This window comes from Seohaeicola saemankumensis, from assembly GCF_021021435.1.
Lineage (GTDB): Bacteria > Pseudomonadota > Alphaproteobacteria > Rhodobacterales > Rhodobacteraceae > Seohaeicola.
Genome location: NZ_JAINWI010000013.1, coordinates 97,891 through 121,637, shown reverse-complemented (window position 1 = coordinate 121,637; position 23,747 = coordinate 97,891). Strand labels below are relative to the sequence as shown.

Here is a 23,747-nt window from a genome sequence, read left to right as displayed (position 1 = left end):
TTTGCAGTAAATTGCTTGCCCCTTAGCACTGGCTTGGCTAGGACAGTGGCAACAGATCGCTAAATCGGACTGGGCCAAGAATGAGACAACACATTACCAAGGTCGTCACATGCGCGGCGCTGCTTCTGGCAGTTGCCGCCTGCGCCAACCAGGACGAGGATGAAAACGCGGATCGTCCCGTCATTTTCGACGCCGGGCGTGACGCCAACGCTTTCAACACCGGAAGCTCTATCTTTGATATCTTCAACCGCTCCGAGCCTGATGTGACCGTCGAGGTGAACCGCTACCTGTGGAACGCCTCGCTGGATGTGCTGAATTTCATGCCCATCGAATCGGTTGATCCCTTTACCGGCGTAATCGTCTTCGGCTTTGGCACACCTCCGGGTGGGGGACAGGCCTATCGCGGTACTGTCTATGTCAAGGACCCCGCGCTTGAGGCGCGGTCGCTGACCGTCGCACTTCAGACGCGCTCGGGTCCGGTGGCAGCCGGCACGCAACGCGCGGTCGAGGATTCAATCCTGTCCCGTGCACGCCAGTTGCGCATCGCAGACGGTCGCCGCTGATCCTTTAGCCTTCCATTACCCCCGCCTTGGTCGCAGCCAGCTTGTCGATCCAGTCAAGCTGCTGCGGCAGGCAGATGTTGCGCAGGTCGTAACCCGCCTGCACATGCGCCCGCGCCGCCTGCCCAAGACCATCCCGCAATCCAGCATCCTCCAGCAAGGCACAGACCTGCTCGACCAAAGCCACCCCGTCGAAGAAATCGACCAGCATTCCTGTCTGCCCATGCGTGATCGCCTCTCGCACAGGTCCGGTGTCGCTGGCGACGATAGCGGCCCCCGCGCTCATGGCCTCGAACAGCGACCAGCTGAGGACAAAGGGATAGGTCAGATAGACATGAACCCGCGTCACTTGCAGCAGGAGAACGAACCGCTCATAGGGGATTCGTCCCAGAAAATGGACGCGCTGCCAGTCGGCATCAGGGATGGATGCGCGCACCTCGTCGATGAAGACCTGCTTCCATGTCTGACCCTTGGGCGGTTTCGCGCCATAGGACACCTCGTCCCCGCCAATGATCAGCACCCGCGCATCAGGCCGGTTCTTCAGGAGTGCGGGCAAAGCGCGCATGAAGATGTGATAGCCGCGATAAGGTTCAAGATTCCGGTTCACGAAGGTGATCACCTCGTCGTTCCGCGTCAGCACCCTGCCGTCCGGCAGATCAAAGCGGACATAGGGATCGGGACGCACATGGTCCGTATCTATTCCGTCATGGATCACGCTGATCCGGTCGCGATAGGCAGCGGGATAAGTGCCCGCCTGAAACCGTGTCGGACTGATCCCCATATCGCACAGGGGCAGATGGATCAGGTTGTTGAGGTTCTTCAAACGTATGCGAAGATGCTCTGCCTCATCGACCTGCGGTATGAATTCAGGATCAAACCCCAGATGGTCGCGATCCGTCAGATGATAAAGCTCGCAGTAAAGCCCGATCCGCGCGTCGGGCCAGACATCGCGCAGAAACATCGCCTCGCCCCAACCGGGATGGGCAACGATGATATCGGGCCTGTAGCCGCGGTCCCGCAAGGCACGTGCCACACGGTAGCACGCCTCCCCGCGGATCACCTTGGTTTCGGTATCGGCCAGCCACGGATGCACGCCTTGCCCTGACCGGCGCTGTATCTTGTAAGGGATCAACCGCACCCCGTTCCATGTTCCGGGCTCTTTGACGCGCAGGGTCAATGCAAGGCAGTCATGCCCGCTTGCCACAAGCGCAGGGGCGAGGTGCTTGAACTGACCGGGAAAGTTCTGATGGATAAACAGGATCTTCAACGGGGCAAGTCGCTCATTACTCTTTATGCAGTGCCTTTATACAGGGCTATTTACCCGTGCCCAGACCCGCATTTTTACGCGCCGCCCCTAGACCATGGGCAAAAGCGGGCCTATCACCCCTTGTGAACAGGTCCACAGCGACCCGCAGGATGAACAAGAGGTCAGCCCGATGTCCCGTTATGATGCAGCCCAGATCGAAGCGAAATGGCAGGAAGCCTGGGACAAGGCCGCCTTGTTCCGCGCGGTTCCCGGCGCGCAGACCAGCAAGCCTAAATATTACGTGCTGGAGATGTTCCCCTATCCGTCGGGACGCATCCACATGGGCCATGTGCGGAACTACACGATGGGTGACGTGATCGCGCGCTACAAGGTGACCAAAGGCTTCAACGTGTTGCATCCGATGGGCTGGGACGCTTTCGGCATGCCAGCCGAGAACGCGGCAATGGCGATTGGTGGGCACCCGAAGGACTGGACATACCAGAACATCGCCGACATGCGTGCCCAGATGAAACCGCTGGGACTGTCGATTGACTGGAGCCGCGAATTCGCGACATGCGATCCCGAATATTACGGCCAGCAGCAGGCGCTTTTCCTCGATATGCTGGAAAAAGGTCTGGTCTACCGCAAGAACGCAGTCGTGAACTGGGACCCTGTCGATATGACCGTTCTTGCCAATGAACAGGTCATCGACGGCAAGGGCTGGCGCTCGGGCGCGGATGTGGAGCGGCGCGAGTTGACGCAGTGGTTCTTCAAAATCTCCGACTATTCCGAGGAATTGCTGGGGGCGCTGGACGGGCTGGACAACTGGCCCGCCAAGGTGCGGCTGATGCAATCCAACTGGATCGGCAAATCGCGCGGCCTGCAATTCGCCTTTTCTCTGATCGACGGTCCACACGGCGCCGACCGGATCGAGGTTTACACAACGCGTCCCGATACCCTTCTGGGAGCCAGCTTTATCGGCATCTCGCCAGATCATCCGCTGGCACGTCAACTGGAACGGGACAATCCCGAAATTGCGGCTTTCTGTGCCGAATGTCGCAAGGGCGGCACGACCGAGGAAGCTTTGGAAAAGGCCGAGAAGAAGGGCTTTGATACCGGCCTGCGCGTGCGTCATCCCTTTGATACCGCATGGGAACTGCCGGTTTATATCGCGAATTTCATCCTGATGGATTACGGCACAGGGGCGATCTTCGGCTGCCCCGCGCATGACCAGCGCGACTTCGACTTCGCCACCAAATACAATCTGCCCATCATCGCAACCTTCCTGCCGTCCGAGGACAGCTCGACCGAGCTGGACGAGGCTTACGTTCCGCTCAAATCAGAAAAGGTATTCTACACCAAAGGCTTCGCAGGTGAGGCATGGCAAACCGGCGAACAGGCTGTCGATGCCGCCATCACATTCTGCGAGGGCAATGGCGTCGGTCACGGCGTGACCAAGTTCCGTCTGCGCGACTGGGGCCTGTCCCGCCAACGCTACTGGGGCTGCCCGATCCCTGTGATCCATTGCGACACCTGCGGCGTGGTGCCGGAAGCCAAGGAAAACCTGCCTGTCGAACTGCCCTATGATGTCAGCTTCGACGTGCCCGGCAATCCGCTGGACCGCCATCCCACATGGCGCGACTGCATCTGCCCGAAATGCAGCGCCCCCGCGCGGCGCGAGACCGACACAATGGACACGTTTGTGGACAGTTCGTGGTATTATGCACGCTTCACGGCTCCGCGTGCAGGCACGCCCACTGACCTGGCCGAGGCGCAATACTGGATGAATGTCGACCAGTATATCGGCGGCATCGAACATGCGATCCTGCATCTGCTGTATTCCCGCTTCTTCGCCCGGGCCATGCACGCCACCGGACATCTGCCCGCATCGGCGATCGAACCTTTCGACGCGCTGTTTACCCAAGGCATGGTCACGCACGAGATTTATCAGACCCGCGACGCACTTAACCGACCCGTCTATCATCTGCCGGAAGACGTGGAGAACGGTCACCTGAAATCAACAGGCGAGGCGGTGGAAATCATCCCCTCTGCCAAGATGTCGAAATCCAAGAAAAACGTGGTCGATCCGGTCAATATCATCTCGGCCTACGGCGCCGATACCGCGCGCTGGTTCGTGTTGTCGGACAGCCCGCCCGAACGTGACGTCGAATGGACAGCCTCCGGTGCCGAGGCCACGTTCAAGCACCTCGCCCGCGTCTACCGCATCGCGGCCGATATCGCCGCCTCAAGCGAATCCCCCAATGCCGAGGATGAGGCGCTGCTACGGGCCATGCATAAATGCATCCACGAAGTGACAGGCGGTATTGAGTCCTTCGGCTTCAACGCTGCCATCGCAAGACTTTACGCCTTTACCAATACATTAGCCAAATCCACCGCCGGCACCGAGGCGCGGCGCACAGCCGCCCGCACACTGGCGCAACTCATGTCGCCAATGACCCCGCATCTGTCCGAGGAAATCTGGACCCTTCTGGGTGGGGAAGGCCTGATCGCCGCCGCCTCTTGGCCCGTGGCGGACGAATCAATGCTGATCGACGACACGATAACGCTGCCGATCCAGATCAACGGCAAACGTCGCGCGGAAATCAGCGTCGCGCGCGAGATCGACAAGGCAGAGCTTGAAAAGATCGTTCTCGCCCACGATGCTGTGGTCAAGGCGCTGGTAGGGGCCCAGCCCAAGAAACTGGTCATCGTCCCCGGACGGATCGTGAATGTTGTTATCTGACCGCAGATTTGTCCTGCGCGGCTTGGCGCTTTGGGGTCTTGGGCTTGCCGCTTGCGGCTTTACCCCCGCCTATGGCCCGACGGGACAGGGCAGCCGTTTGCAGGATAGCATTCTGGCCGACGCGCCCGCCAACAGGGATGACTTTTTGCTGATCCAGCAGTTCGAGTCCCGTCTGGGGCGCGGCTCGGACGGGCCATATGCGCTGGGCTACAGTTATTCCATCAGCGGCGCGTCTATGGCGATAACCGCGGAGAACGTGACAGCGCGGGTCAATCTGGTCGGGCGCGTCAGTTTCGTGCTGCGCGACCGCGTCACAGATGCGGTGCTGCTGCGCGGCAGTGTCGATGGCTTTACCGGCTACTCCACAACAGGGTCGACCACGGCGACAGAGGCGGCCAGCCGCGATGCCCGTGCGCGCCTTGCCGTCTTGCTTGCGGACCAGATGGTTATCCGCCTGACCGCCGCTGCAGGCAATCTTCCGGCATGAAACTGAACCCGCGCGACGCGACACGGTATTTCGCCCACCCCGATCCGGCTAAGACGGGCCTACTGCTTTACGGGGCCGACGCGATGCGTGTGGCCCTGAAACGGCAAGAGGTGATCGCCGCACTGATCGGCCCCGCAGGCGAAGAGGAAATGCGTCTGGCACGCCTGCCCGCTGCCGATCTGCGCAAAGACCCCGCCGCGCTTCAGGATGCCGTCAAAGCTATCAGCTTCTTCCCCGGCCCGCGTGTCGCATTTGTCGAGGACGCAACAGATACATTGGCTGATGTTGTCGCCGCTGCATTGGCTGACTGGCAGGCAGGTGACGCGCAGATCATCGTCACCGCTGGCGCGCTCACTGCGAAATCCAAACTTCGCACCCTGTTCGAGGCCCATCCCAACACCTATGCGGCAGGCCTTTACGACAATCCCCCCACGCGCGAAGAGATTGCCGCCGAACTGGCCCGCGCAGGGCTGAACGATCTGGAAAACGCCGCAACAAACGCGCTGACCGCATTGGCGCAGGATATCGAACCCGGCGATTTCCGCCAGACGCTGGAAAAGCTGTCGCTTTACAAACTGGGCGATGCTGGCCCGGTTAGCGCCGCAGATATCGCAGCCTGTGCCCCCGCCACATCCGAGGCGGATCTGGATGATATCCTGAACATCGTGGCCGAAGGACGGGATGAACAGATCGGGCCAGTCATGCGGAAACTGCTGGCGCAAGGTGTGCAACCCGTCAGCCTGTGCATCGCCGCCGCGCGCCATTTCCGCACACTTTATACCGCCGCGTCCGACCCCGGCGGTCCCGCTCAGGGAATCGGCAAACTGCGCCCCCCCGTTTTTGGTCCCCGCCGCGACCGTATCCTGCGACAGGCGCAAGGCTGGCGGGTGCAACGCCTGGAAACGGCTCTGGGTCTGATTACCGACACGGATCTGCAACTGCGTTCTGCCGGACAGCACGCACCAGCCATGGCGCTCGTGGAGCGAACGCTGATCAAACTGGCCATGATGGCGAAGCGTTGATCGTTCCCATCCAGAAACCTTGCGTCGCGGCCTGTCATTCTGCTTTCGCCCTCTGGAAATCCGCCAATAAAACAGATCAACATGGGAACGGAGACAACGCAAACGCGTCGAGAGGGAGAGAATACCATGTATGACGTTATCGGAGGCACCCAAAGCCGCGCTTTTCGCGTGATGTGGATGCTGGAAGAACTTGAACAACCCTACAACCACATCGCGGTAAAACCCCACAGCCCCGAAGCCCTTGCCGCCAACCCATCTGGCAAGATCCCCGCTTTGCGGGACGGGGATGCCGTGTTGACAGATTCAACCGCTATCCTGACCTATCTGGCGGACAAGCACGGCAAGCTGACCTATCCGGCAGGCACGGTTGATCGTGCAAGGCAGGACGGGCTGACGCATATGGTTTTGGACGAACTGGATGCCCTGCTTTGGACAGCGGCACGGCACAGCTTCATCTTGCCCGAAGACAAGCGCTTGCCCGAGATCAAGGACAGCCTGAAGTGGGAATTCTCGCGCAACATCGAGCGGCTGGCCGATACGATGAAGGGCCCGTTCCTGATGGGCGACAAAATGACGGTCGCCGATATCATCGCAGCCCATTGCCTGAACTGGGCCTTCAACGCGAAATTCGAGATCGACCAACCCAGGCTGGTAGCGTATGCCAAGGTCATGCGAAGCCGTGACGCCTTCAAACGCGCTGTCGCCAAATAGGTGCAGCGCTAGGTTCAAACCGGATCAAGGGGCTTTCGCCCCTTGGTCGGCCGCCCATCGAACCGCGTGCTGTGCGGCCCAGCGCCCTGTCGCCAATGCCCCCGTGATCAGGTAGCCGCCGGTAGGCGCCTCCCAGTCGAGCATCTCGCCTGCGGCAAACACGCCCGGCAACTGGCGGATCATCAAACCCTCGTCCAGCGCCGCGAAACGCAGCCCGCCTGCGGTGGAAATCGCCTGATCCATAGGGCGCGGACCGCAAAGGGGCACAGGCAAATCCTTGACCAGCGCCGCCTGCGAGACTGCATCTTTTGGAACAGGCTGTCCAAACTCCATCAGCAGCGCCAGTTTGACGGGATCAAGCCGCAGGACCTTGCGAAGATGGTTCGACAGGGTGGCCTTGCCACGCGAGCGCGCAAGCCGTTCGGTCACCTGCGCCAGGGACAGGTCGGGCAGCAGGTCCAATCTCAGACCCGCCCCCTCGCGCAAAGCGCGCGAGACTGCATAGATGCCGCCGCCCTCGATTCCGCTTGCCGACAGCACGATCTCTCCGCGCGACACAGTATCGCCCGCATGTAGCGCGATACCTTTCACGGGATGGCCAAGATGGGGCGTCATGTGCCCCGACCACGCAACAGCGAAGCCCATATTTGCGGGCTGGAACGGCGCCAGAGGCACATCAGGCAGCAACGCGGTCCAGCGCCCGTCCGACCCCAAACGCGCCCAGCTTGACCCGCCGCAGGCGAGTATCGCGACATCCGGTGCAAGAACCTGCACACCCTGGGGCGTATCGAACCTGAATCTGTCGTCGAATCCAGTCCAGCGCCAGCGGGTGCGGATGTCGACCCCAAAAGCTTCCAGCCGCAACAGCCATGCGCGCAGCAAAGGTGATGCCTTCATCGCCACGGGGAACACCCGTCCGGAACTGCCGGTGAACACTTCCTGCCCCAGGCCGCGGGCCCAGTCCTGAACGGCGTCCGGTGCGAATGCCTCAAGTGCGGGTCGCAAGACAGGCGCGGCCTCGGAAAAAGCCTCCAAAAAAGGGACCTGCGCTTCATCCTTGGTGATGTTCAGGCCGGATTTGCCAGCCATCAGGAACTTGCGCCCGACCGAAGGTTTGGCGTCGGCGACAATCACGGACAGGCCCGCAGAGGCCAGCGTTTCGGCAGCCATCAATCCTGCCGGTCCCGCACCGATCACCAAAGCCTGCGTCATTCCCGTCCTTGCCTTTGTCACCACCCGTTCCAATCTTGTCGGCCATGGAGAGCACCGCTACCCCGATCTGCCCGCTATGTCTGCGCCCGATACCGCCGGATGCGCCGCAATCGCTGCATCATCTGATCCCCAAGCTCAAGGGCGGCAAGGGCGGCCCAGTGGTTCTGTTGCATCACATCTGCCACACGGAAATCCATGCCACCCTGACCGAGGCGGAACTGGCCCGTAACTTCAATACGGTTGATGCGCTCCGCGCCCATCCACGCATTGCCCGCTTTGCAGTCTGGGTCGCCAAACGCCCGCCGGGCTTTCTGTCGAAAAGTCCCGGTGCAAGACGCAAACGCTAGTGTGCCCTGTGCTGCCACCTGCCCCGAACATTCGCTCCGGCAGACATCTCTAGTGACACATCGCCTTGATGGTGCCGGCAAAATCAGGCTTCGCCGCCAGCGTATCCGCCGCAATTGCACGGGCAACATCCAGCAAGGCAACGCTGTCGACAACGCGGTCGATCAACCCGTAGGACAAGGCCTCCTCGGCGGTGATTTTCTGGCCTCCCATCAGGATCAGCTTGGCCCGCGCCGGCCCGACCAAGGCGACCATCCTTTTCGGATCAGAGGGTTGCGGCAGAAAACCCAGCTTCATCACCGGATAAAAAAACTTTGCGTCAGGCACGGCAATCCGCAAATCGCAGGCCAGCGCCATGCCCATTGCGCCACCGGCCAAAGTGCCATTCAGCGCCGCAATGCTTAGACCGGGCAGTGCCGCGACAGCACCCGACAACCGCTCCCACAGGGGGCTGGTGGCAAGACCTGCCCGCGCCGCCTCAAGATCCGCGCCCGCGCTAAAGACCTTGCCACGGCCAGTCAGGATCAGAACCTGCGCCTCGCGGGCAGCTTCGGCGATATCGGCCAGTTCTTCGAGCATGGCTGCCGTCAGGGAATTGGCCTTGTCGGGCCGGTTGATCGTGACCGTCCAGAGGCCACCGTCCTTGTCCAACTCGATCATATCAGACCCACCCGACGACGGATCGCCTCATCGCGCAACGAGATTTCCTTGCCCAGCCAGTCATCCGCATCCGCGCTGCACATCCACAATAACGCGCGCGCAGGCCAGTCGGCCGGAATGTGGTCTTCCCATTCCAGACGGGCAATCGGGCCGACACCGCTGGCCTTGATGACACGTTGCATATCCGTAGCCACCGTTCCGGGCGACAGGCCCATGATCCGCAGACCTGCGCTTTGCCCCTCAAGATGCGCGCAGGCTGTCAGCATCGCGGCACCCGCCTTGGACGCGCAATAGCTGCTCCAGCCCTCTAGAGGGTTATGCGCGGCACCTGAACTGATCGTGATGATCGTGCCCTGCCCCTGCGCCTGCATCACCGGCAGCGCGGCGCGCATGCCGTGGAACACACCTTTGAGGTTGATGTCGATGGCGCGGCCCCAATCGGCGGGATCAGCCGCGTCCAGCCGCGCGATCGGTTCGATCACACCGGCATTGCCGATCAGGATGTCCAGCTTGCCGAAACGACCGACCGCAAGATCAATCGCGGCTTCAACCTGTGCAAAATCCGTCACATCACAGGCAATACCTGCGGCCTGCCCGCCGATCTCTGCGGCGATCCGTTGGACGGCCGCGCCGTCGCGCGCTGCCAGCACGACATGTGCACCTTGCGCCGCGAAAGCGCGAGCCGCAGCCTCGCCGATGCCACGGCTGGCACCTGTAATAAGAACCGTTCTACCATTGGTCGCGTCCATCCTGTCCTCTTTCTGTTTTCCCTGTGGTAAACCGCTCAAATCACGGGGTCCAGCACCAAGAGGCCTTGACCCTTGGGCTGCATAAGTCACACTGCGCCCGAAAATTCTCGAAAGGTTAATCTCATGGGCATTTGGTCTCGCCGGCTTGGCAGCGGCACAATCGCAATTTTTCTTACGGGATCGAGTGCTTGGGCGGATGTGACTGCCGAACAGGTCTGGACCGATTTCAAGACATATCTTGAGGCATTCGGCTACAGCGTCAACGGCAACGAACAGGCATCCGGTGGAACGGTCACGATTACCGACCTGACGCTGAATATGGACGAAGATGCCTCCGGCACCGCCGCCAGCATTGCTATGGACAACATCTCGTTCACCGAAACCGGCGACGGGCGCGTACGCGTCGCGTTGCCTGAAACGATGCCGTTAACCTTTACCGCCCGCCCGCCCGAAGAAGGGGCCGAGGAGGTGCAAGGCGTTGTCGAATACTCACAATCGGGCTTTGAAATGATCGTTTCGGGCGCGCCCGAGGACATGCAATACGATTACGGCGCGGCAGAAATGGCCTTTGCCTTGTCCAGCCTGATCGTTGACGGGGAACCTGTTGAAATTGAACAGGCACGCATGTCCATGAGCGATATCGCCGGACGCAGCAACATGTCAGGCAGCGACCTGCGCGTGACCGCGCAGACCATGACAGCGACAGCGCTGAATTATGTCGTCGACATTGCCAACCCCGACGATCCAAGCGGGCGGGTTGCAATCACTGGCGGCCTGTCGGATTTGGGTTTCGAGGGCGAGGCGCGCCTGCCCGCCGATGTCGACATGACGGATATGGCCTCAGCCCTGGCCGCGGGCTTCTCAATTGATGGCGGTTATTCCTACACGTCCGGCAATTCCGAATTCTCGATCACAGGACAGGGCCAGAATGTCGAGGGCAACAGCAGTTCGGATGCAGGCAACCTGACCTTCCAGATGAACGACACGAATATGAACTACACTGGCGAAGTCACCGGTGTGACCATGAACTATGCCGGCACCGAGATCCCGCTTCCCGTATCGGTCAGCATGGCCAAGGCTGCGTTCAACATGCTGTTCCCCATCGGTAAAACCGAAGAGCCGACCGATTTCGGTCTGGGTCTGACACTGGCCGATGTCGCGGTGTCGGATGCGATCTGGGGCATGGTCGATCCGGCAGGGCAACTGCCGCGCGACCCTGCAACCATCGAAATTGATCTGACCGGCAAGGCCCGGGTGACGCAGAACATCATGGACGAGCAAGCCATGATGATGGCCGCAGGAAGCCCACCGGGCGAGATCCACGCGTTGACCGTGAACGCCCTGACCCTTGCCATAGCGGGGGCACGGCTGACCGGCGGTGGTGATTTCACCTTCGACAATGACGATCTGTCGACCTTCCCGGGCATGCCCAAGCCAACCGGCGCGCTCAACTTGGAACTGACAGGTGGCAACGCGCTTCTGGATACATTGGTGGCAATGGGGCTTCTGCCGCAAGAGCAGGCCATGGGCGCACGCATGATGCTGGGTATGTTCGCACGTCCCGGATCGGGCCCCGACAGCCTGACATCGCGCATCGAAGTGACCGAGGATGGTCAGGTTCTGGCCAACGGGCAACGGCTGCGCTAAGGCCGCTTGGCACAGTTGCAATTTTTTACCATCAACGGGGTTGTCCGCTTGAATGCGGGCAACCCCGCCATTTTTCGCGCGGCGCGCGAAACACCGGCCCTTGCGGATCACGACCCCTCGGCCTACCTCTCTGCCAGCAAGGAGAACTACCCATGACGACCCCGACGTTGGAAAGCCTGACCGCCGCTTTGCTTGAAGCCGCAAAGCGCGCGGGCGCGGACGCGGCAGATGCGATGGCTGTGCAAGGCACCTCTGTGACCATCGACATGCGTGGCGGCGTTCTGGAACAGGCCGAGCGGTCCGAGGGTATTGATCTTGGCTTGCGGGTCATGATCGGGCAGCGTCAGGCGAATGTGTCAGCCTCGGATATCAGCCCCGCAACATTGGCGACGATGGCAGAACGCGCTGTGGCTATGGCGCGCGAAGCGCCGCTGGACCCCTATGTGGGATTGGCCGATCCGTCCCAGCTTGCACGCGACTGGGACATTGCCGCGCTGGAAATGCACGATGCGACGCCGGAACCAGACGCCCATGTGCTGCAACAGGACGCGGCGCGCGCGGAATCTGCCGCCTTGGCCGTGCAGGGTGTGACGCAGGTGCAATCGGCCACTGCCGCCTATGGGCTGCGTCATATCCATCTGGCGGCCAGCAACGGGTTTTCAGGTGGCTACACCCGATCGGACCGCGCGATAAGCTGTGTGGCGATCACCGGCAGCGGAACAGGCATGGAACGCGACTATGACGGCGACATGCGGATTTTCCAGTCAGACCTGCGCAGCCCCGAGGATGTCGGACAAAGCGCAGGGCAGCGGGCTGTTGAACGCATGAACCCGCGCAAGCCCAAGACTGGCAGCTATCCGGTTCTTTTTGATGAACGGGTATCGTCATCGCTGATCGGGCATCTGCTGGCCGCGATCAGTGGCTCTGCTATCGCGCGCGGTTCGTCATGGCTGCTGGATGATCTGGGAGAACCCGTGCTACCCGATACGCTATCCCTCATCGAAGACCCGCTGCGTCCGCGCGCCAACGGGTCACGCCCCTTTGATGCCGAAGGTCTGCCGACGAAGCGACGCGCCGTTGTCGATCAAGGTATCTTGGCCGGCTGGACGCTGGATCTTTCCACCGCCCGCAAACTGGGGATGACCTCGACCGCGAATGCTGCACGCGGCACATCAGCCCCGCCGTCACCGTCGAACTGGAACATTGAACTGACTCAGGGCAGCACCAGCCGCGAAGACCTGATCCGCGATATGGGAACGGGGCTTCTGGTCACGTCGATGATCGGTTCGACGATCAATCCGAATACCGGCGATTATTCACGCGGCGCATCGGGCCTGTGGATCGAGAACGGTCAGATCGCCTATCCGGTCAATGAATGCACCATCGCGGGCAACCTGCGCGACATGCTGCGACGGATTATCCCCGCCAATGACGCGCGCGCGCATCTCAGCCGCGTCGTGCCGTCGCTTCTGGTCGAAGGGATGACCCTTGCCGGCGACTGATCTCAAACTGCTGATCTCTGCCGCGCATGAGGCGGGCAGTCTGGCGACGCGCTATAGCGGTCCCGATGCCAAGCGTTGGGACAAAGGCGGGAATGAGGGTCCGGTGACCGAGGCCGACCTTGCCGTGGATGCCTTGTTACGGACACGGCTCATGTCGGCGCGCCCCGATTACGGCTGGCTGTCCGAGGAAACACCGGATAACCCCGACCGCCTGTCGCGGCGGCGGGTGTTTATTGTCGATCCGATCGACGGCACACGCAGTTTCATCGAAGGCTCTGCCACTTGGGCGCATTCCCTTGCCGTGGCGGATGAGGGGCGGATCATCGCGGCGGTGGTTTTTCTGCCGCTGAAGGCCAAGCTTTACAGCGCCGCTGCGGGGCTTGGCGCATCTCTGAACGGGCAGGCGATCCGCGCCTCGGACCAGCAGAACCTGTCTGGCGCATCCATTCTGGCCACCAAGCCGTCCTATGAACCGCAAAACTGGCGTGGGCGCGAGGTGCCGCAGATGGTGCGCCATCATCGCCCGTCACTGGCCTATAGGTTGTCACTGGTGGCCGAAGGTCGCTTTGACGCGATGCTGACGTTACGCCCAAGCTGGGAATGGGACATCGCCGCCGGTGCGTTGATTCTGCAAGAGGCGGGCGCACTGGGCACCGATCGGACAGGGGGAACCTTGCGGTTCAACAACCCGCATCCACAGGTCAACGGTGTGATCGCGGCTGGCGCTGGCTTGCATCAGGCGCTGTCCAGTCGTCTGGCGCGGTGATCGGGCAAAACGAGTCCCCCCGAGGCCGGCAGGCTGTTTTGACATAGCTTGCGACCGACCGGCACAGCGCTTACCCTAAGCAGATACTCTGAAGGAGAACCCGATGACACAGCGTCTGCACCTTGTTTTCGGCGGCGAGTTGACCAGTCCGGACACAACCCAGTTCCGCGATGTCGACAACCTGCATATCGTCGGGATCTTCCCCAACTACGCCAGCGCCTATCGCGCTTGGAAGGCAGAAGCGCAGCGGACGGTGGATGATGCACATGTGCGCTATTTTATCTCACATATGCACCGTATGCTGGACGAGGGAACCGAAACATCTCCGACCAAGGAGATTGGCTGAAACTTCATGACACGGTCTATCAGCCTGTCAGCCTATCTTGCCCTGTCGCGCCAGCGATCCGGCGAGAGCAACTCGGGTGGCGACACCGCCAACCGGGGTGTTGCGCGCCCGTCGGGTGAATTGATCTGGGGGCATGCCACCTCGGAAACCCGCGCGGCTGCACTAATCCAGATCACGACGCGCCTGCGCGCTCATCGTCCCGATCTGAACCTGCTGCTGACGCTTGTGCCGGACCTTCCACCGCCTGATAATGTAAGACCGTTCGTCACGGTCCTGCCCGTTCCTGCGGAAACACCCGAAAATATAGCGGCCTTTCTGGATCACTGGACCCCTGACATGTGCCTTTGGGCTGGCGGTCATCTGCGGCCTGCCCTGATCAACAAAGCCGCCGATCGTGCCATCCCCCTGTTTCTGATAGATGCAGACGAAACGGGGTTTGGCACCAGCAGATGGCGCTGGATGACAGATCTGACGCGCGGCACCCTGCGCCGGTTCGGCAAGGTTCTGGCCAGCACCGCAAACTCCGCAAACCGCCTTCTGAAACTGGGTGTTGCGGCGCAGGATATCACCATCACCGGACCTTTGATCGAAGGCACCGCCGCCCTGCCCTGCAACGAGGCTGCACGCGACCTGATGGCCCGCGTTCTGGACGGTCGTCCCGTATGGCTGGCCGCGATGGTCCAACCCGGTGAGATGCCGCTTGTGGTCGCCGCACATCGCATCGCCTTGCGTAGCGCGCATCGGCGCCTGCTGATCATCGTGCCCGACACGATTACCGATGGAGAGGACATGACACAGGCGCTGCGCGCTGAAGGCTGGCGTGTCGCACAATGGTCGCGGGGAGAACATCCCGATGAAAGCAGCCAGATCCTTGTGGCCGATACGCGGGGGGAAATGGGGCTGTGGTACAGGCTTGCGCCGGTCACATTCATGGCCAGTTCCCTGGAGGCAGGCCATGGCGGGCAAGACCCGTTCGAGCCGGCAGGCCTTGGGTCGGCGATCTTGCATGGTCCGAATATTAGCCGCCATCGAACCACCTATGCGCGGCTGGCCAATGCTGGTGCAGCAAGAGTGGTCCGCGACGCGGAGTCACTTGCAGCAGCTGTGACCCTGCTGACCGCGCCGGATCAGGCGGCCTCGATGGCCCATGCCGCTTGGGAAGTCACCACTTCGGGGGCCGAGGTAACCGACCGCGTGATGGAACTTATTCAGGACACGCTCGACCGCAAGGTTGCCTTGTGATGCGCGCGCCGGATTTCTGGTTCACCACGCCCGACAAACCCGCATTGCTGGCGCGGCTTCTGGCCCCGCTTGGCGCACTCTATGCTCGCGGAACATCGCGCAGGTTGGCGCAGCGGCCCACAGTGCGGGTCAAGGTGCCGGTTGTCTGCGTTGGCAACCTGAATGCGGGTGGAACCGGCAAGACCCCGACCGTGATCGCCTTGATACAGCTGTTGCAGGAGTTGCATCTGGAACCGCATGTTGTCTCGCTAGGCTATGGGGGCACGCTGCAAGGCCCTGTCGAGGTTGATCCGCGTCACCACAAAGCGGCACAGACGGGCGACGAGCCGTTGTTGTTGGCCGCTTTCGCACGGGTTTGGATCGCGCGCGACCGCGTGGCAGGTGCAGAGGCGGCTGTGGCTGCGGGGGCGGATGTGATCCTGCTTGATGATGGCTTTCAGGACCCCGCCTTGCATAAGGATCTGTCCATCGTCGTGGTCGATGCTGTCAAAGGTTTTGGCAACGGGCGATGCCTACCCGCAGGACCGCTGCGCGAATCTGTCGGAACCGGACTGGCCCGCGCGGATATCCTTTTGTCCATCGGTCCCGCCCAAGCGCAGACGGTGTTTGCCGCGCAATGGGATGACGCTGTGGCCATCCCCCACGCCACCGGACAGTTAGAGCCTTTGCAAACCGGCATGACATGGACCGACACACCCTTTCTCGCCTTCGCGGGGATCGGCCATCCCGAGAAGTTCTTTGCCACCCTGCGCAGTCTTGGGGCCAACCTGATACGTGCCGAAGCGCTTGAGGATCACCAACCCCTGACACAAGCCTTGATGACACGGCTGGAAAACGAGGCAAAACTGCGCGGCGCGCAGCTTGTCACCACCGAGAAAGACGCCGTGCGCCTACCGCCTGCTTTCCGGTCCAAGGTCATCACGCTACCAGTGCGTCTTTCGCTGGATCAGCCCGACCTGCTGCGCGGCCGTCTTCGGTCCTTGCTGACCTCATCCGGATAGGCGCTGATCTGCTTCCTGCCGCATATGACCAGCCGTAACCTGCGCCACAGGCGTCCACGCCCAAAGCCCTTAAACTCGGCTCATCTTGCCAAAAATACTCAAACTCCGACGCTCGAAAACAGACGCAAGCGGTGGAGCAAGAGGCCTTTCCCCCCAAGAGAAATGTCGCTCGACGGGATACGCCCCCTCAGCCTGCGTTTTCCTGCCCCAGTTTCGGTGCGGGGCGGTCCAACGCCAGTTCAGCGTCCGAGTACCGGATCGGCCCCCGTACGCCCGGGATGCCACCCGGTTCGATCTGCATGCCGCGCGCGATGACATGCGGATCGGCAAAGACCTCGGCCATGTCATTGATCGGTCCGGCAGGAATCCCGCTGGCCTCGCACCCCGCCAGCAGATCGGCCTTGCTCCGCTTAGCTATCTCACCACTTAGAAGCGCGATCATCTCGAGCCGGTTCGCCACACGGTCTGCGTTCTTAAGGAACTTCGCATCCGTCACCATCCAGTCCAACCCCAACAGCTGGCATAGCCGCTGATACTGGCCGTCATTGCCGGTCGCTATTATAATATGGCCGTCCGCACAATCGAACACCTGATAAGGTGTCAGGTTAGGATGATAATTCCCTGTTCGCCCGGGCGGTGTGCCAGTGGTCAAGTAGTTCATTGCCTGATTGGCCGTGACCGAAACCGCCACATCCATCAGGGCCATATCGACCTGCTGGCCACGCCCTGTCCGGCTGCGTTGGTAAAGCGCGGCAAGGATGCCTGCCACGGAATAGACACCCGTGAACAGATCCGTCACCGCCACGCCCACGCGCTGCGGCTGGCCGTCGGGTTCGCCAGTGATCGACATCAGACCGGACATGCCCTGAATGATGTAGTCATAGCCCGCACGATGGGCATATGGCCCCGTCTGCCCAAAACCGGTGATGGAACAATAGATCAATCCGGGGTTAATGGCCGAAAGGCTGGCATAGTCCAGACCGTATTTCTTCAGACCGCCCAGCTTGAAATTCTCGATCAGGATATCGGCATCGCGCACCATCTCCAGGACTTTCTTCTGCCCTTCGGGAGTGCGGAAATCGACTGTGACGCTGGACTTGCCGCGATTGCAGGAATGGAAATACGACGCGGACCTGTCGCCCTCACGCTCGACAAAGGGCGGACCCCATTGGCGCGTGTCATCGCCTTCGGGCGATTCCACCTTGATGACTTCGGCACCCAGTTCGGCAAGTGTCTGGCCAGCCCATGGACCAGCCAGAATACGTGCCAGTTCGATGACCTTCAGGCCGGCAAGCGGAGCGTCCATCATTCACCCAGTTTTTCGTCCAGAATAGCTTTGAGGTCGGCATAGGCCATGTTGCCGTGCTTTTCCCCGTCGATCACGAGCGTCGGGGTCGAGTTCACATCGTCTGCCTCGGCATTCTGTTGGTACCACGCAACAAGCGCCTGCGCGTTGTCATTGTCTGCAAGGCACGCCTCAAGCTGCGCGTTTTCCAATCCCGCCACACGTCCGATCCTGCGCAGGTTTTCTGCGATCAGGGCCGGATCGCCGCCGCCCGCGATCCATTCGGACTGCTGCTGGTAGAGAAGATCGGCAATACCAAAAAACTTGGATGGCTCACAGCGCGCGACCATGGCAGCCCACAAACCGAAACGGTCGAAATAGACGTCCCTATAGATGAACTTTACCTTGCCGGTATCCACATAATCGGCCTTGAGTTGCTTGAGAGGGCCGTTATGGAATGTCGCGCAATGCGGGCAAGTGAACGAGGCATATTCGATCAAGGTGACCGGCGCGTCATCGGCACCAAGCACCATCTCGACGATGCCCGAAGTATCGACATCTGCAGTCTGTGCGTTAGCCATACCAAGTTCGGGCATGGTGCCGCTGGACGTGAGAGCCAGCGACCAGCCGCCAGCGGCCAAAGCCACGGCGGAAATGCCAATCAGGGCGGTTCTGCGGTTCATATGTCTACACCTTTTCTGCAAGTATCGGGAGGCAACCTGAATGTGCCGCCTATTGTTTCGGTCTGGATAGAACGTTACGGGCCAGCGATTCAATCGCTGCCCGCAGTTTTTCATCGCCCACACCTTCGGCAACTGCTGCCGCGCTGCGCGTCACGACTGGATCAGGAGCAGATGTCAGGCGCGATTTCGGCGCATAGCTGAAATCCGCCTGACCCTCGGCAAAGCCGTTGGGTGCGGTCTGCGTGATACGGATACGCGCTATGGCATTGTAGCCATAAACTGCATTGACCTTTTCCCGCAGGCGTTCCTTCTGCATCTCGAGCATAGGGGCCTGCGACCCCGTCGTCAGCACCGACAGGGTCGCACCCATGCCCTGCCGCCCGTAGGAAACCTCGACGGGCCTTGCGACGCGGGCCACATCCTCGCCCACGATTTCGGGCCAATGGGTCAGAAGGCGCGTCACTGCGAATCCGCGTGTCTCGCCCGCACGCCGGATTTGACCCTGCAGCAAGGTCGCGGCGCGGGTAAACTGATGTGCTGTGGGGCGCCTTGCGGCCATGACTTGCATCCTTCGCTTGCGCTCTATTCTAATGGCCATATGAGCCGATACCAGACAATAAGCGGGTCAAAGGGGATAAAGATTGCGTGACGCCCAACCGTCAGTAGACACTGTGCCGGATCTCTCTGCCGGTCTGCTGGACTGGTATGACCGGCATGCCCGCGACCTGCCGTGGCGCGTGCCACCGGATCAGAGCAAGGTTGGCACCCGTCCCGACCCCTATCGCATCTGGCTGTCCGAGGTCATGTTGCAGCAAACGACCGTGGCGGCCGTAAAAGCCTATTTCGAACGTTTCACAATACGCTGGCCCCGTGTCTCCGATCTGGCGGCAGCCGAGGATGCCGATGTCATGGGGGAATGGGCCGGCCTTGGCTATTATGCCCGCGCACGCAACCTGCTGAAATGCGCCCGCGCGGTTGTTGCCGATCACGGCGGTGTCTTTCCCGACACGCGGGAGGAACTGCTACGCCTGCCGGGGATCGGACCCTATACAGCCTCGGCCATTGCCGCGATTGCATTTGGCCGCGCGGAAACCGTGGTGGACGGCAATGTTGAGCGCGTGATGGCGCGTCTGCATGATATCCACAGACCATTGCCAGCCGCAAAACCGGAACTGACCGAGGCCGCTGCCGCAATGACGCCCGAAACGCGACCCGGCGATTACGCACAGGCGGTGATGGATCTGGGTGCCACGATCTGCACCCCGCGCAAGCCCGCTTGCGGGATTTGCCCGTGGCGCACCCCCTGTCAGGCAAGGGCGAACGGCACCGCAGCGGAACTGCCCCGCAAGACGCCCAAGAAACCGCAACCTGTCAGGTTCGGGATGGCCTATGTCGCACGCCGCAAGGATGGAGCCTATCTTCTGGAACGACGCCCCGATCGCGGCCTTCTGGGCGGCATGCTGGGCTGGCCCGGCAGTGACTGGGCGGAAGCTATGCCACAGGAAACCCCGCCAATCAGGGCTGACTGGCAACCGCTTGAGGCCGAGGCGCGGCACACTTTCACGCATTTCCATTTGCGACTGCGGATTTATGTCGTGGAGCTTCCGCTGGACGCAGACCCCGAAACGGGGCACTTCCTTGCGCGCGAGGCTTTCACGCCCTCGGACCTGCCCACGGTGATGCGAAAGATCTTTGACCTTGCGAGACCGGTGTTCGACACTGATATGTGATTAGATAAACCGTTGCGGGAGCCACCGATGCCCATGTTGATCCCTGCCGAACAGGTTGCCCGCATCGGGCGTGCTCTTCCTTTCTGGATGTCGCTGATCTTGATACCAGTTGCGTGGCTTGGTGCTGTCCAAGGCGGATGGACAGTGATCCTGCTGCCGGTGATGACATGGTATTTCTTCAGTTTTCTGGATGCTTTACTGGGGCTTTACCAAGAAAACGCCGACCCCGACATCGAAGAAAGCAAGCTGACATGGTATCGCGCTATCACACTGATCTGGGCTCCTGCGCAGTTTCTGACGCTGTTCGGGCTGATATGGTACGTGACACACACAGGCCATCTGTCCAGTCTGGAAAAGATCCTGCTGTTCTTCGGCGTGGGCGTCATCACGGGGACAGTCGGCATCAACTACAGCCATGAATTGATGCACCAGAAGAACAAGACCGAGCGCCGGTTGGCAGACCTGCTGCTGGCGATGGTTCTTTATTCGCATTTCCGGTCCGAGCATTTGCTGGTGCATCACTGGCATGTCGGCACCTCGCGCGATCCTGTAACCGCGCGCTACAACGAGGGTTTCCACCGCTTTTTCCCGCGTGTTTTGCGGCAGTCCCTGGCTTCGGCCTTCAAGGCAGAGCGTGACATGCTGGCACGGCGCAATTTGCCATGGACAGATCTGTCCAACCCTTTCTTCCGCTATTGGATCATGCAAGCGGCAATGCTGCTGCTGGCATTCGTCATTGGCGGCTGGTCCGGTCTGGCGCTGTTCATCTGGCAGGCATGGATCGCAATCTGGCAGCTGGAACTGGTGAATTATATCGAACATTACGGCCTGACCCGCAAACATCTGGGAAGCGGCAAATACGAGCATGTCAAACCGCACCATTCGTGGAATGCCGCGCATAAGGCGTCGAACTGGCTGCTGATCAACCTGCAACGCCATTCCGACCACCACTACAAACCCGACCGGCGCTTCCCGCTGCTGCAAAACTACACACAAGCCGAGGCGCCTCAACTGCCCTATGGCTATCCGCTGATGACCATGGCGGCCATGGTGCCGCCCGTCTGGCGACACCTCATGAACCCGCGAGTGCGGCGCTGGCGCGAGATGTATTACCCCGAGATCACCGACTGGAAACCCTACAATAAGGCGCTCAATCCGCCGCCGCCGTGACAGGCAGCAAGACCGGGGCGCTGCCCCGGACCCCGGGATATTGGACGCAAGAAGAATTGCGGGCAGGATAGTGCGAGAACGCAAAAAAGCTCCGCCGTAATATGGCGGAGCAGTGTAGTGTTCATGATGTCAGGCCATGAACACCGGCGGTGTTCTGTTCCCTGACAGGATCAGGAGGGGCCGTTTTCCATTTCAGCCCTGATCTGCTGGCGCAGAAGATCAATAGGGATGGTCTGCCCGTCGCGACGGAAGCACCAGTAGGTCCAGCCATTGCAGCTTGGCGCGCCTTCCAGATGGGCGCCGACCTGATGGATCGAGCCTTTGATATCGTCGCCGATCAGCGTGCCATCTGCACGGACCTTGGCCTTGAAGCGACCGTTCATGCTCCAGAGTTCCTCTCCGGGGCGCAGCATGCCGCGTTCGACCAGTTGGCCGAAAGGAATGCGCGGCTCTGCCCGTTTAGAGGTGGAAACCTGCAGGGCGTCACGGTCGAATTTTCGCGTGTTTGACAGGCGTTTCTCAGCGACGCGGCGATACGCCTCCTCGCGTTCGATCCCGATAAACTCGCGCCCCAGCATCTTGGCGACAGCGCCGGTCGTGCCTGTGCCGAAGAACGGGTCGAGAACCACATCACCGGGATTGGTCGAACCGACCAGCACGCGGTGCAGCAGGCTTTCCGGTTTCTGCGTCGGATGCGCCTTGTCGCCATTGTCATCCTTGAGCCGCTCATGGCCGGTGCAGATCGGCAGAACCCAGTCGCTCCGCATCTGCACACCATCATTAAGCGATTTCAGCGCCTCGTAGTTGAAAGTGTATTTCGCACCTTCGGATTTGCTGGCCCAGATCATCGTCTCATGCGCATTGGTGAACCGCTTGCCGCGGAAATTCGGCATCGGGTTCGACTTGCGCCAGACCACATCGTTCAGCAGCCAGAAGCCAGCGTTCTGCATTGCCGCGCCAACACGGAAAATATTGTGATAGGAGCCGATCACCCAGATCGCACCATGCGGTTTCAGCAAGCGGCGCGCGGCCTTCAGCCAGTCCTGCGTGAACCGGTCATAGGCGGCGAAACTGTCGAACTGGTCCCAGTGATCATCAACCGCATCGACACGCGAGTTGTCGGGGCGGTGCAGATCACCCTTCAGTTGCAGGTTATAGGGAGGATCCGCGAAAATCAGATCTACAGAACCTTCGGGAAGGCTGTTCATAATCTCGATGCAGTCACCCGCAAGGATTTGGTTCAGAGGCAGCGTGGCTGCACCCTTTGCGTCCGTCATTGTCTTCATTCTCTGCCTCTGTCCCGGCGCTTTGTGCGCTCTGTGGTTAGGGCCAAAGATGATTCAAACGCGATTCGCGGTCAATTTCTTTTTTGAATCAGCTACTTAGATTTTTATGTTGATACAATATGTTGTGCACCGGCTTGAACGAACGCCTATGGTGAGGGGTCACACCAAGATTTTGAAGCGCCAACCTGTGGCTTTTTGACGGATAGCCCGCATTGGTCTCCCACCCGTAACCGGGGAACTGTTGCGCCAAATCCCACATGATCGCATCGCGGGTCATTTTTGCGACGATCGAAGCAGCCGCAATCGACAGGCTCAGCGCATCGCCTTTGATGATTGCCTGCGCCGGCATCTTCAAACCGCGCGGGATCAGGTTGCCATCGACCAGCACATGATCCGGCGGGCGGGACAGCCCTGCGATGGCGCGCTCCATCGCCAGATGGCTGGCGCGCAGGATATTAAGCGCGTCAATTTCCTCGACCGAGGCATGCGCGACCGAAACCTCGGCTGTTGCGGTGATCTGCACCAGCAGATCGGCACGGCGGCGCGCGCTCAAGACCTTGGAATCGTTCAATCCGCCCGGAAGCCGCCCCGGATCAAGTACAACCGCCGCCGCCGTGACGGGTCCGGCCAAAGGGCCACGCCCCACCTCGTCTACGCCTGCAACGCGGGACAAACCGCGTTCATGCAAAGCTGCTTCGAACGTATAGTCAGGTGCATTCATGCATCCGAGAAACCGCAGTTCGAGCGTTTTGGCAATGAAAAAGGGAGGGCCACCCAAGGCCCTCCCCCTTCGGTGTCATGGTTGTGACCCGACACCTCTGCTCGCCTCAGCGACGGGCGATTGTATATCCTGCCCGTGCTAGACAATCGGCGTCATAGGCGGTCCGCCAGTTCCGGTTGGTCTGAACGTCCACGGTGCAGGCGCGTGGCAGGTTGCCGGCACCGCGAAAGTTGTTCTGCAGACAGCGCTGGCCCAATACGTTGACAGCGCGGCCACGGTTGTCCTCGACACGTTGCACACAGGCGGCAGGCAATGCCTTGCGACTGACGCGATCCGGCAGGGGGCGCGGCTGGATGAAATGCGTGCCGTGGTTCTTTTGTGGCGCGCGATAGGCGGGCGCGTAATACTGTCCGGGGTGATTGCGGCTGGACACACTTTCCTTGCTGCGATCACGTGACTTGTTCAACTGATTGGCAATTATCGCCACAGCCGCGATCCCCGCGGCGGCTGTCGCCAGATCACGCACATCCGCGCGGGCAGGGGCCGCATTGAAGCCTGTGACAACGATTGCAGCAGTCAGAATTGAAGCAATGAATTTCAGGGCCATGCTTGTTTCCTTTTCTCATGTTTGGC

24 protein-coding genes are annotated in these 23,747 nt (G+C 60.8%); 14 read left to right on the top strand and 10 right to left on the bottom strand.

Translation table 11 applies throughout. From position 1 onward, the window contains the following. Positions 1-80: 80 nt before the first annotated feature. Positions 81-563, top strand: a complete 483-nt coding sequence (locus K7H22_RS11805; protein WP_230801020.1) for a DUF3576 domain-containing protein — start codon at positions 81-83, stop codon at positions 561-563. Positions 564-567: 4 nt separating this feature from the next. On the opposite strand, the gene K7H22_RS11800 is transcribed toward K7H22_RS11805, so the two are convergent. Continuing rightward, on the bottom strand, positions 568-1,827 hold the full coding sequence (locus tag K7H22_RS11800; protein ID WP_230801019.1) for a glycosyltransferase family 4 protein: 1,260 nt from the start codon (positions 1,825-1,827) through the stop codon (positions 568-570). A 169-nt stretch (positions 1,828-1,996) separates the two neighbouring features. Here K7H22_RS11800 and leuS point away from each other — a divergent pair, with 169 nt between their 5' ends. The 4 genes from leuS to K7H22_RS11780 all read left to right on the top strand — a co-directional run bounded on the left by leuS (position 1,997) and on the right by K7H22_RS11780 (position 6,769). Further along, on the top strand, positions 1,997-4,549 hold the full coding sequence (leuS, locus tag K7H22_RS11795; protein ID WP_230801018.1) for a leucine--tRNA ligase: 2,553 nt from the start codon (positions 1,997-1,999) through the stop codon (positions 4,547-4,549). Beyond that, the gene (gene lptE, locus K7H22_RS11790; protein WP_230801017.1) at positions 4,536-5,036 is read left to right on the top strand and encodes an LPS assembly lipoprotein LptE; all 501 of its coding nucleotides are present in this window, start codon (positions 4,536-4,538) and stop codon (positions 5,034-5,036) included. Before leuS ends, lptE begins: the two co-directional genes overlap by 14 nt. After that, positions 5,033-6,058, top strand: coding sequence for a DNA polymerase III subunit delta (gene holA / locus K7H22_RS11785; protein WP_230801016.1), 1,026 nt, complete (start codon positions 5,033-5,035; stop codon positions 6,056-6,058). Before lptE ends, holA begins: the two co-directional genes overlap by 4 nt. A 126-nt stretch (positions 6,059-6,184) precedes the next feature. Then, positions 6,185-6,769 carry a glutathione S-transferase family protein gene (locus tag K7H22_RS11780; RefSeq protein WP_230801015.1) on the top strand — a complete coding sequence of 195 codons (585 nt, stop codon included), beginning with the start codon at positions 6,185-6,187 and terminating at the stop codon, positions 6,767-6,769. A 24-nt stretch (positions 6,770-6,793) separates the two neighbouring features. Here K7H22_RS11780 and K7H22_RS11775 read toward each other — a convergent pair whose 3' ends face one another. After that, positions 6,794-7,981: a TIGR03862 family flavoprotein gene (locus K7H22_RS11775; RefSeq protein ID WP_230801014.1), complete on the bottom strand. Its 1,188-nt coding sequence runs from the start codon at positions 7,979-7,981 to the stop codon at positions 6,794-6,796. Between the two features lie 44 nt (positions 7,982-8,025). On the opposite strand from K7H22_RS11775, the gene K7H22_RS11770 reads away from it, so the two are divergent. Further along, entirely contained in the window at positions 8,026-8,328 is a 303-nt protein-coding gene (locus K7H22_RS11770) for an HNH endonuclease (RefSeq protein WP_230801013.1), read from the top strand. Positions 8,329-8,377: 49 nt separating this feature from the next. On the opposite strand, the gene K7H22_RS11765 is transcribed toward K7H22_RS11770, so the two are convergent. Both K7H22_RS11765 and K7H22_RS11760 read right to left on the bottom strand, forming a co-directional pair. Further along, positions 8,378-8,986 (bottom strand): enoyl-CoA hydratase/isomerase family protein, encoded by a 609-nt coding sequence (locus K7H22_RS11765; protein ID WP_230801012.1) that lies wholly within the window; start codon positions 8,984-8,986, stop codon positions 8,378-8,380. Next, on the bottom strand, positions 8,983-9,735 hold the full coding sequence (locus tag K7H22_RS11760; protein ID WP_230801011.1) for an SDR family oxidoreductase: 753 nt from the start codon (positions 9,733-9,735) through the stop codon (positions 8,983-8,985). Before K7H22_RS11760 ends, K7H22_RS11765 begins: the two co-directional genes overlap by 4 nt. Before the next feature lie 123 nt (positions 9,736-9,858). Here K7H22_RS11760 and K7H22_RS11755 point away from each other — a divergent pair, with 123 nt between their 5' ends. From K7H22_RS11755 to lpxK, 6 genes are all read left to right on the top strand, one after another. Next, on the top strand, positions 9,859-11,382 hold the full coding sequence (locus K7H22_RS11755; RefSeq protein ID WP_230801010.1) for a DUF2125 domain-containing protein: 1,524 nt from the start codon (positions 9,859-9,861) through the stop codon (positions 11,380-11,382). A gap of 152 nt (positions 11,383-11,534) precedes the next feature. Continuing rightward, a complete protein-coding gene (locus K7H22_RS11750) occupies positions 11,535-12,884 on the top strand; it encodes a TldD/PmbA family protein (RefSeq protein WP_230801009.1) in 1,350 nt (449 codons plus the stop codon). Further along, a complete protein-coding gene (locus K7H22_RS11745) occupies positions 12,871-13,650 on the top strand; it encodes an inositol monophosphatase family protein (protein WP_230801008.1) in 780 nt (259 codons plus the stop codon). Before K7H22_RS11750 ends, K7H22_RS11745 begins: the two co-directional genes overlap by 14 nt. Positions 13,651-13,753: 103 nt before the next feature. Further along, complete coding sequence (locus K7H22_RS11740) at positions 13,754-13,996, top strand: DUF4170 domain-containing protein (protein ID WP_230801007.1); 243 nt, start codon at positions 13,754-13,756, stop codon at positions 13,994-13,996. Positions 13,997-14,002: 6 nt separating this feature from the next. After that, positions 14,003-15,238: a 3-deoxy-D-manno-octulosonic acid transferase gene (locus K7H22_RS11735; protein WP_230801006.1), complete on the top strand. Its 1,236-nt coding sequence runs from the start codon at positions 14,003-14,005 to the stop codon at positions 15,236-15,238. Next, positions 15,238-16,239, top strand: a complete 1,002-nt coding sequence (lpxK, locus tag K7H22_RS11730; RefSeq protein ID WP_230801005.1) for a tetraacyldisaccharide 4'-kinase — start codon at positions 15,238-15,240, stop codon at positions 16,237-16,239. The genes K7H22_RS11735 and lpxK overlap by 1 nt, the downstream gene beginning before the upstream one ends. A 187-nt stretch (positions 16,240-16,426) precedes the next feature. Here the strand turns inward: lpxK and K7H22_RS11725 are convergent, their stop codons facing one another. The 3 genes from K7H22_RS11725 to K7H22_RS11715 are packed head-to-tail and all read right to left on the bottom strand — an operon-like array spanning position 16,427 to position 18,766. Beyond that, positions 16,427-17,545, bottom strand: a complete 1,119-nt coding sequence (locus K7H22_RS11725) for a CaiB/BaiF CoA transferase family protein (RefSeq protein ID WP_230801177.1) — start codon at positions 17,543-17,545, stop codon at positions 16,427-16,429. Beyond that, complete coding sequence (locus K7H22_RS11720) at positions 17,545-18,207, bottom strand: DsbA family protein (protein ID WP_230801004.1); 663 nt, start codon at positions 18,205-18,207, stop codon at positions 17,545-17,547. The genes K7H22_RS11725 and K7H22_RS11720 overlap by 1 nt, the downstream gene beginning before the upstream one ends. Positions 18,208-18,256: 49 nt before the next feature. Further along, positions 18,257-18,766: a DUF721 domain-containing protein gene (locus K7H22_RS11715; protein WP_230801003.1), complete on the bottom strand. Its 510-nt coding sequence runs from the start codon at positions 18,764-18,766 to the stop codon at positions 18,257-18,259. A gap of 82 nt (positions 18,767-18,848) precedes the next feature. Between K7H22_RS11715 and mutY the strand changes: the two genes are divergently transcribed. Continuing rightward, positions 18,849-19,937 carry an A/G-specific adenine glycosylase gene (mutY, locus tag K7H22_RS11710; RefSeq protein WP_230801002.1) on the top strand — a complete coding sequence of 363 codons (1,089 nt, stop codon included), beginning with the start codon at positions 18,849-18,851 and terminating at the stop codon, positions 19,935-19,937. Positions 19,938-19,964: 27 nt separating this feature from the next. Then, entirely contained in the window at positions 19,965-21,107 is a 1,143-nt protein-coding gene (locus K7H22_RS11705) for an alkane 1-monooxygenase (RefSeq protein WP_419248178.1), read from the top strand. Positions 21,108-21,277: 170 nt separating this feature from the next. Here K7H22_RS11705 and K7H22_RS11700 read toward each other — a convergent pair whose 3' ends face one another. The 3 genes from K7H22_RS11700 to K7H22_RS11690 all read right to left on the bottom strand — a co-directional run bounded on the left by K7H22_RS11700 (position 21,278) and on the right by K7H22_RS11690 (position 23,721). After that, on the bottom strand, positions 21,278-22,393 hold the full coding sequence (locus K7H22_RS11700; RefSeq protein WP_230801001.1) for a site-specific DNA-methyltransferase: 1,116 nt from the start codon (positions 22,391-22,393) through the stop codon (positions 21,278-21,280). Positions 22,394-22,481: 88 nt separating this feature from the next. Then, the gene (locus tag K7H22_RS11695; protein WP_230801175.1) at positions 22,482-23,114 is read right to left on the bottom strand and encodes a ribonuclease HII; all 633 of its coding nucleotides are present in this window, start codon (positions 23,112-23,114) and stop codon (positions 22,482-22,484) included. A gap of 106 nt (positions 23,115-23,220) precedes the next feature. Then, the gene (locus tag K7H22_RS11690; protein ID WP_230801000.1) at positions 23,221-23,721 is read right to left on the bottom strand and encodes a hypothetical protein; all 501 of its coding nucleotides are present in this window, start codon (positions 23,719-23,721) and stop codon (positions 23,221-23,223) included. Positions 23,722-23,747: the final 26 nt, after the last annotated feature.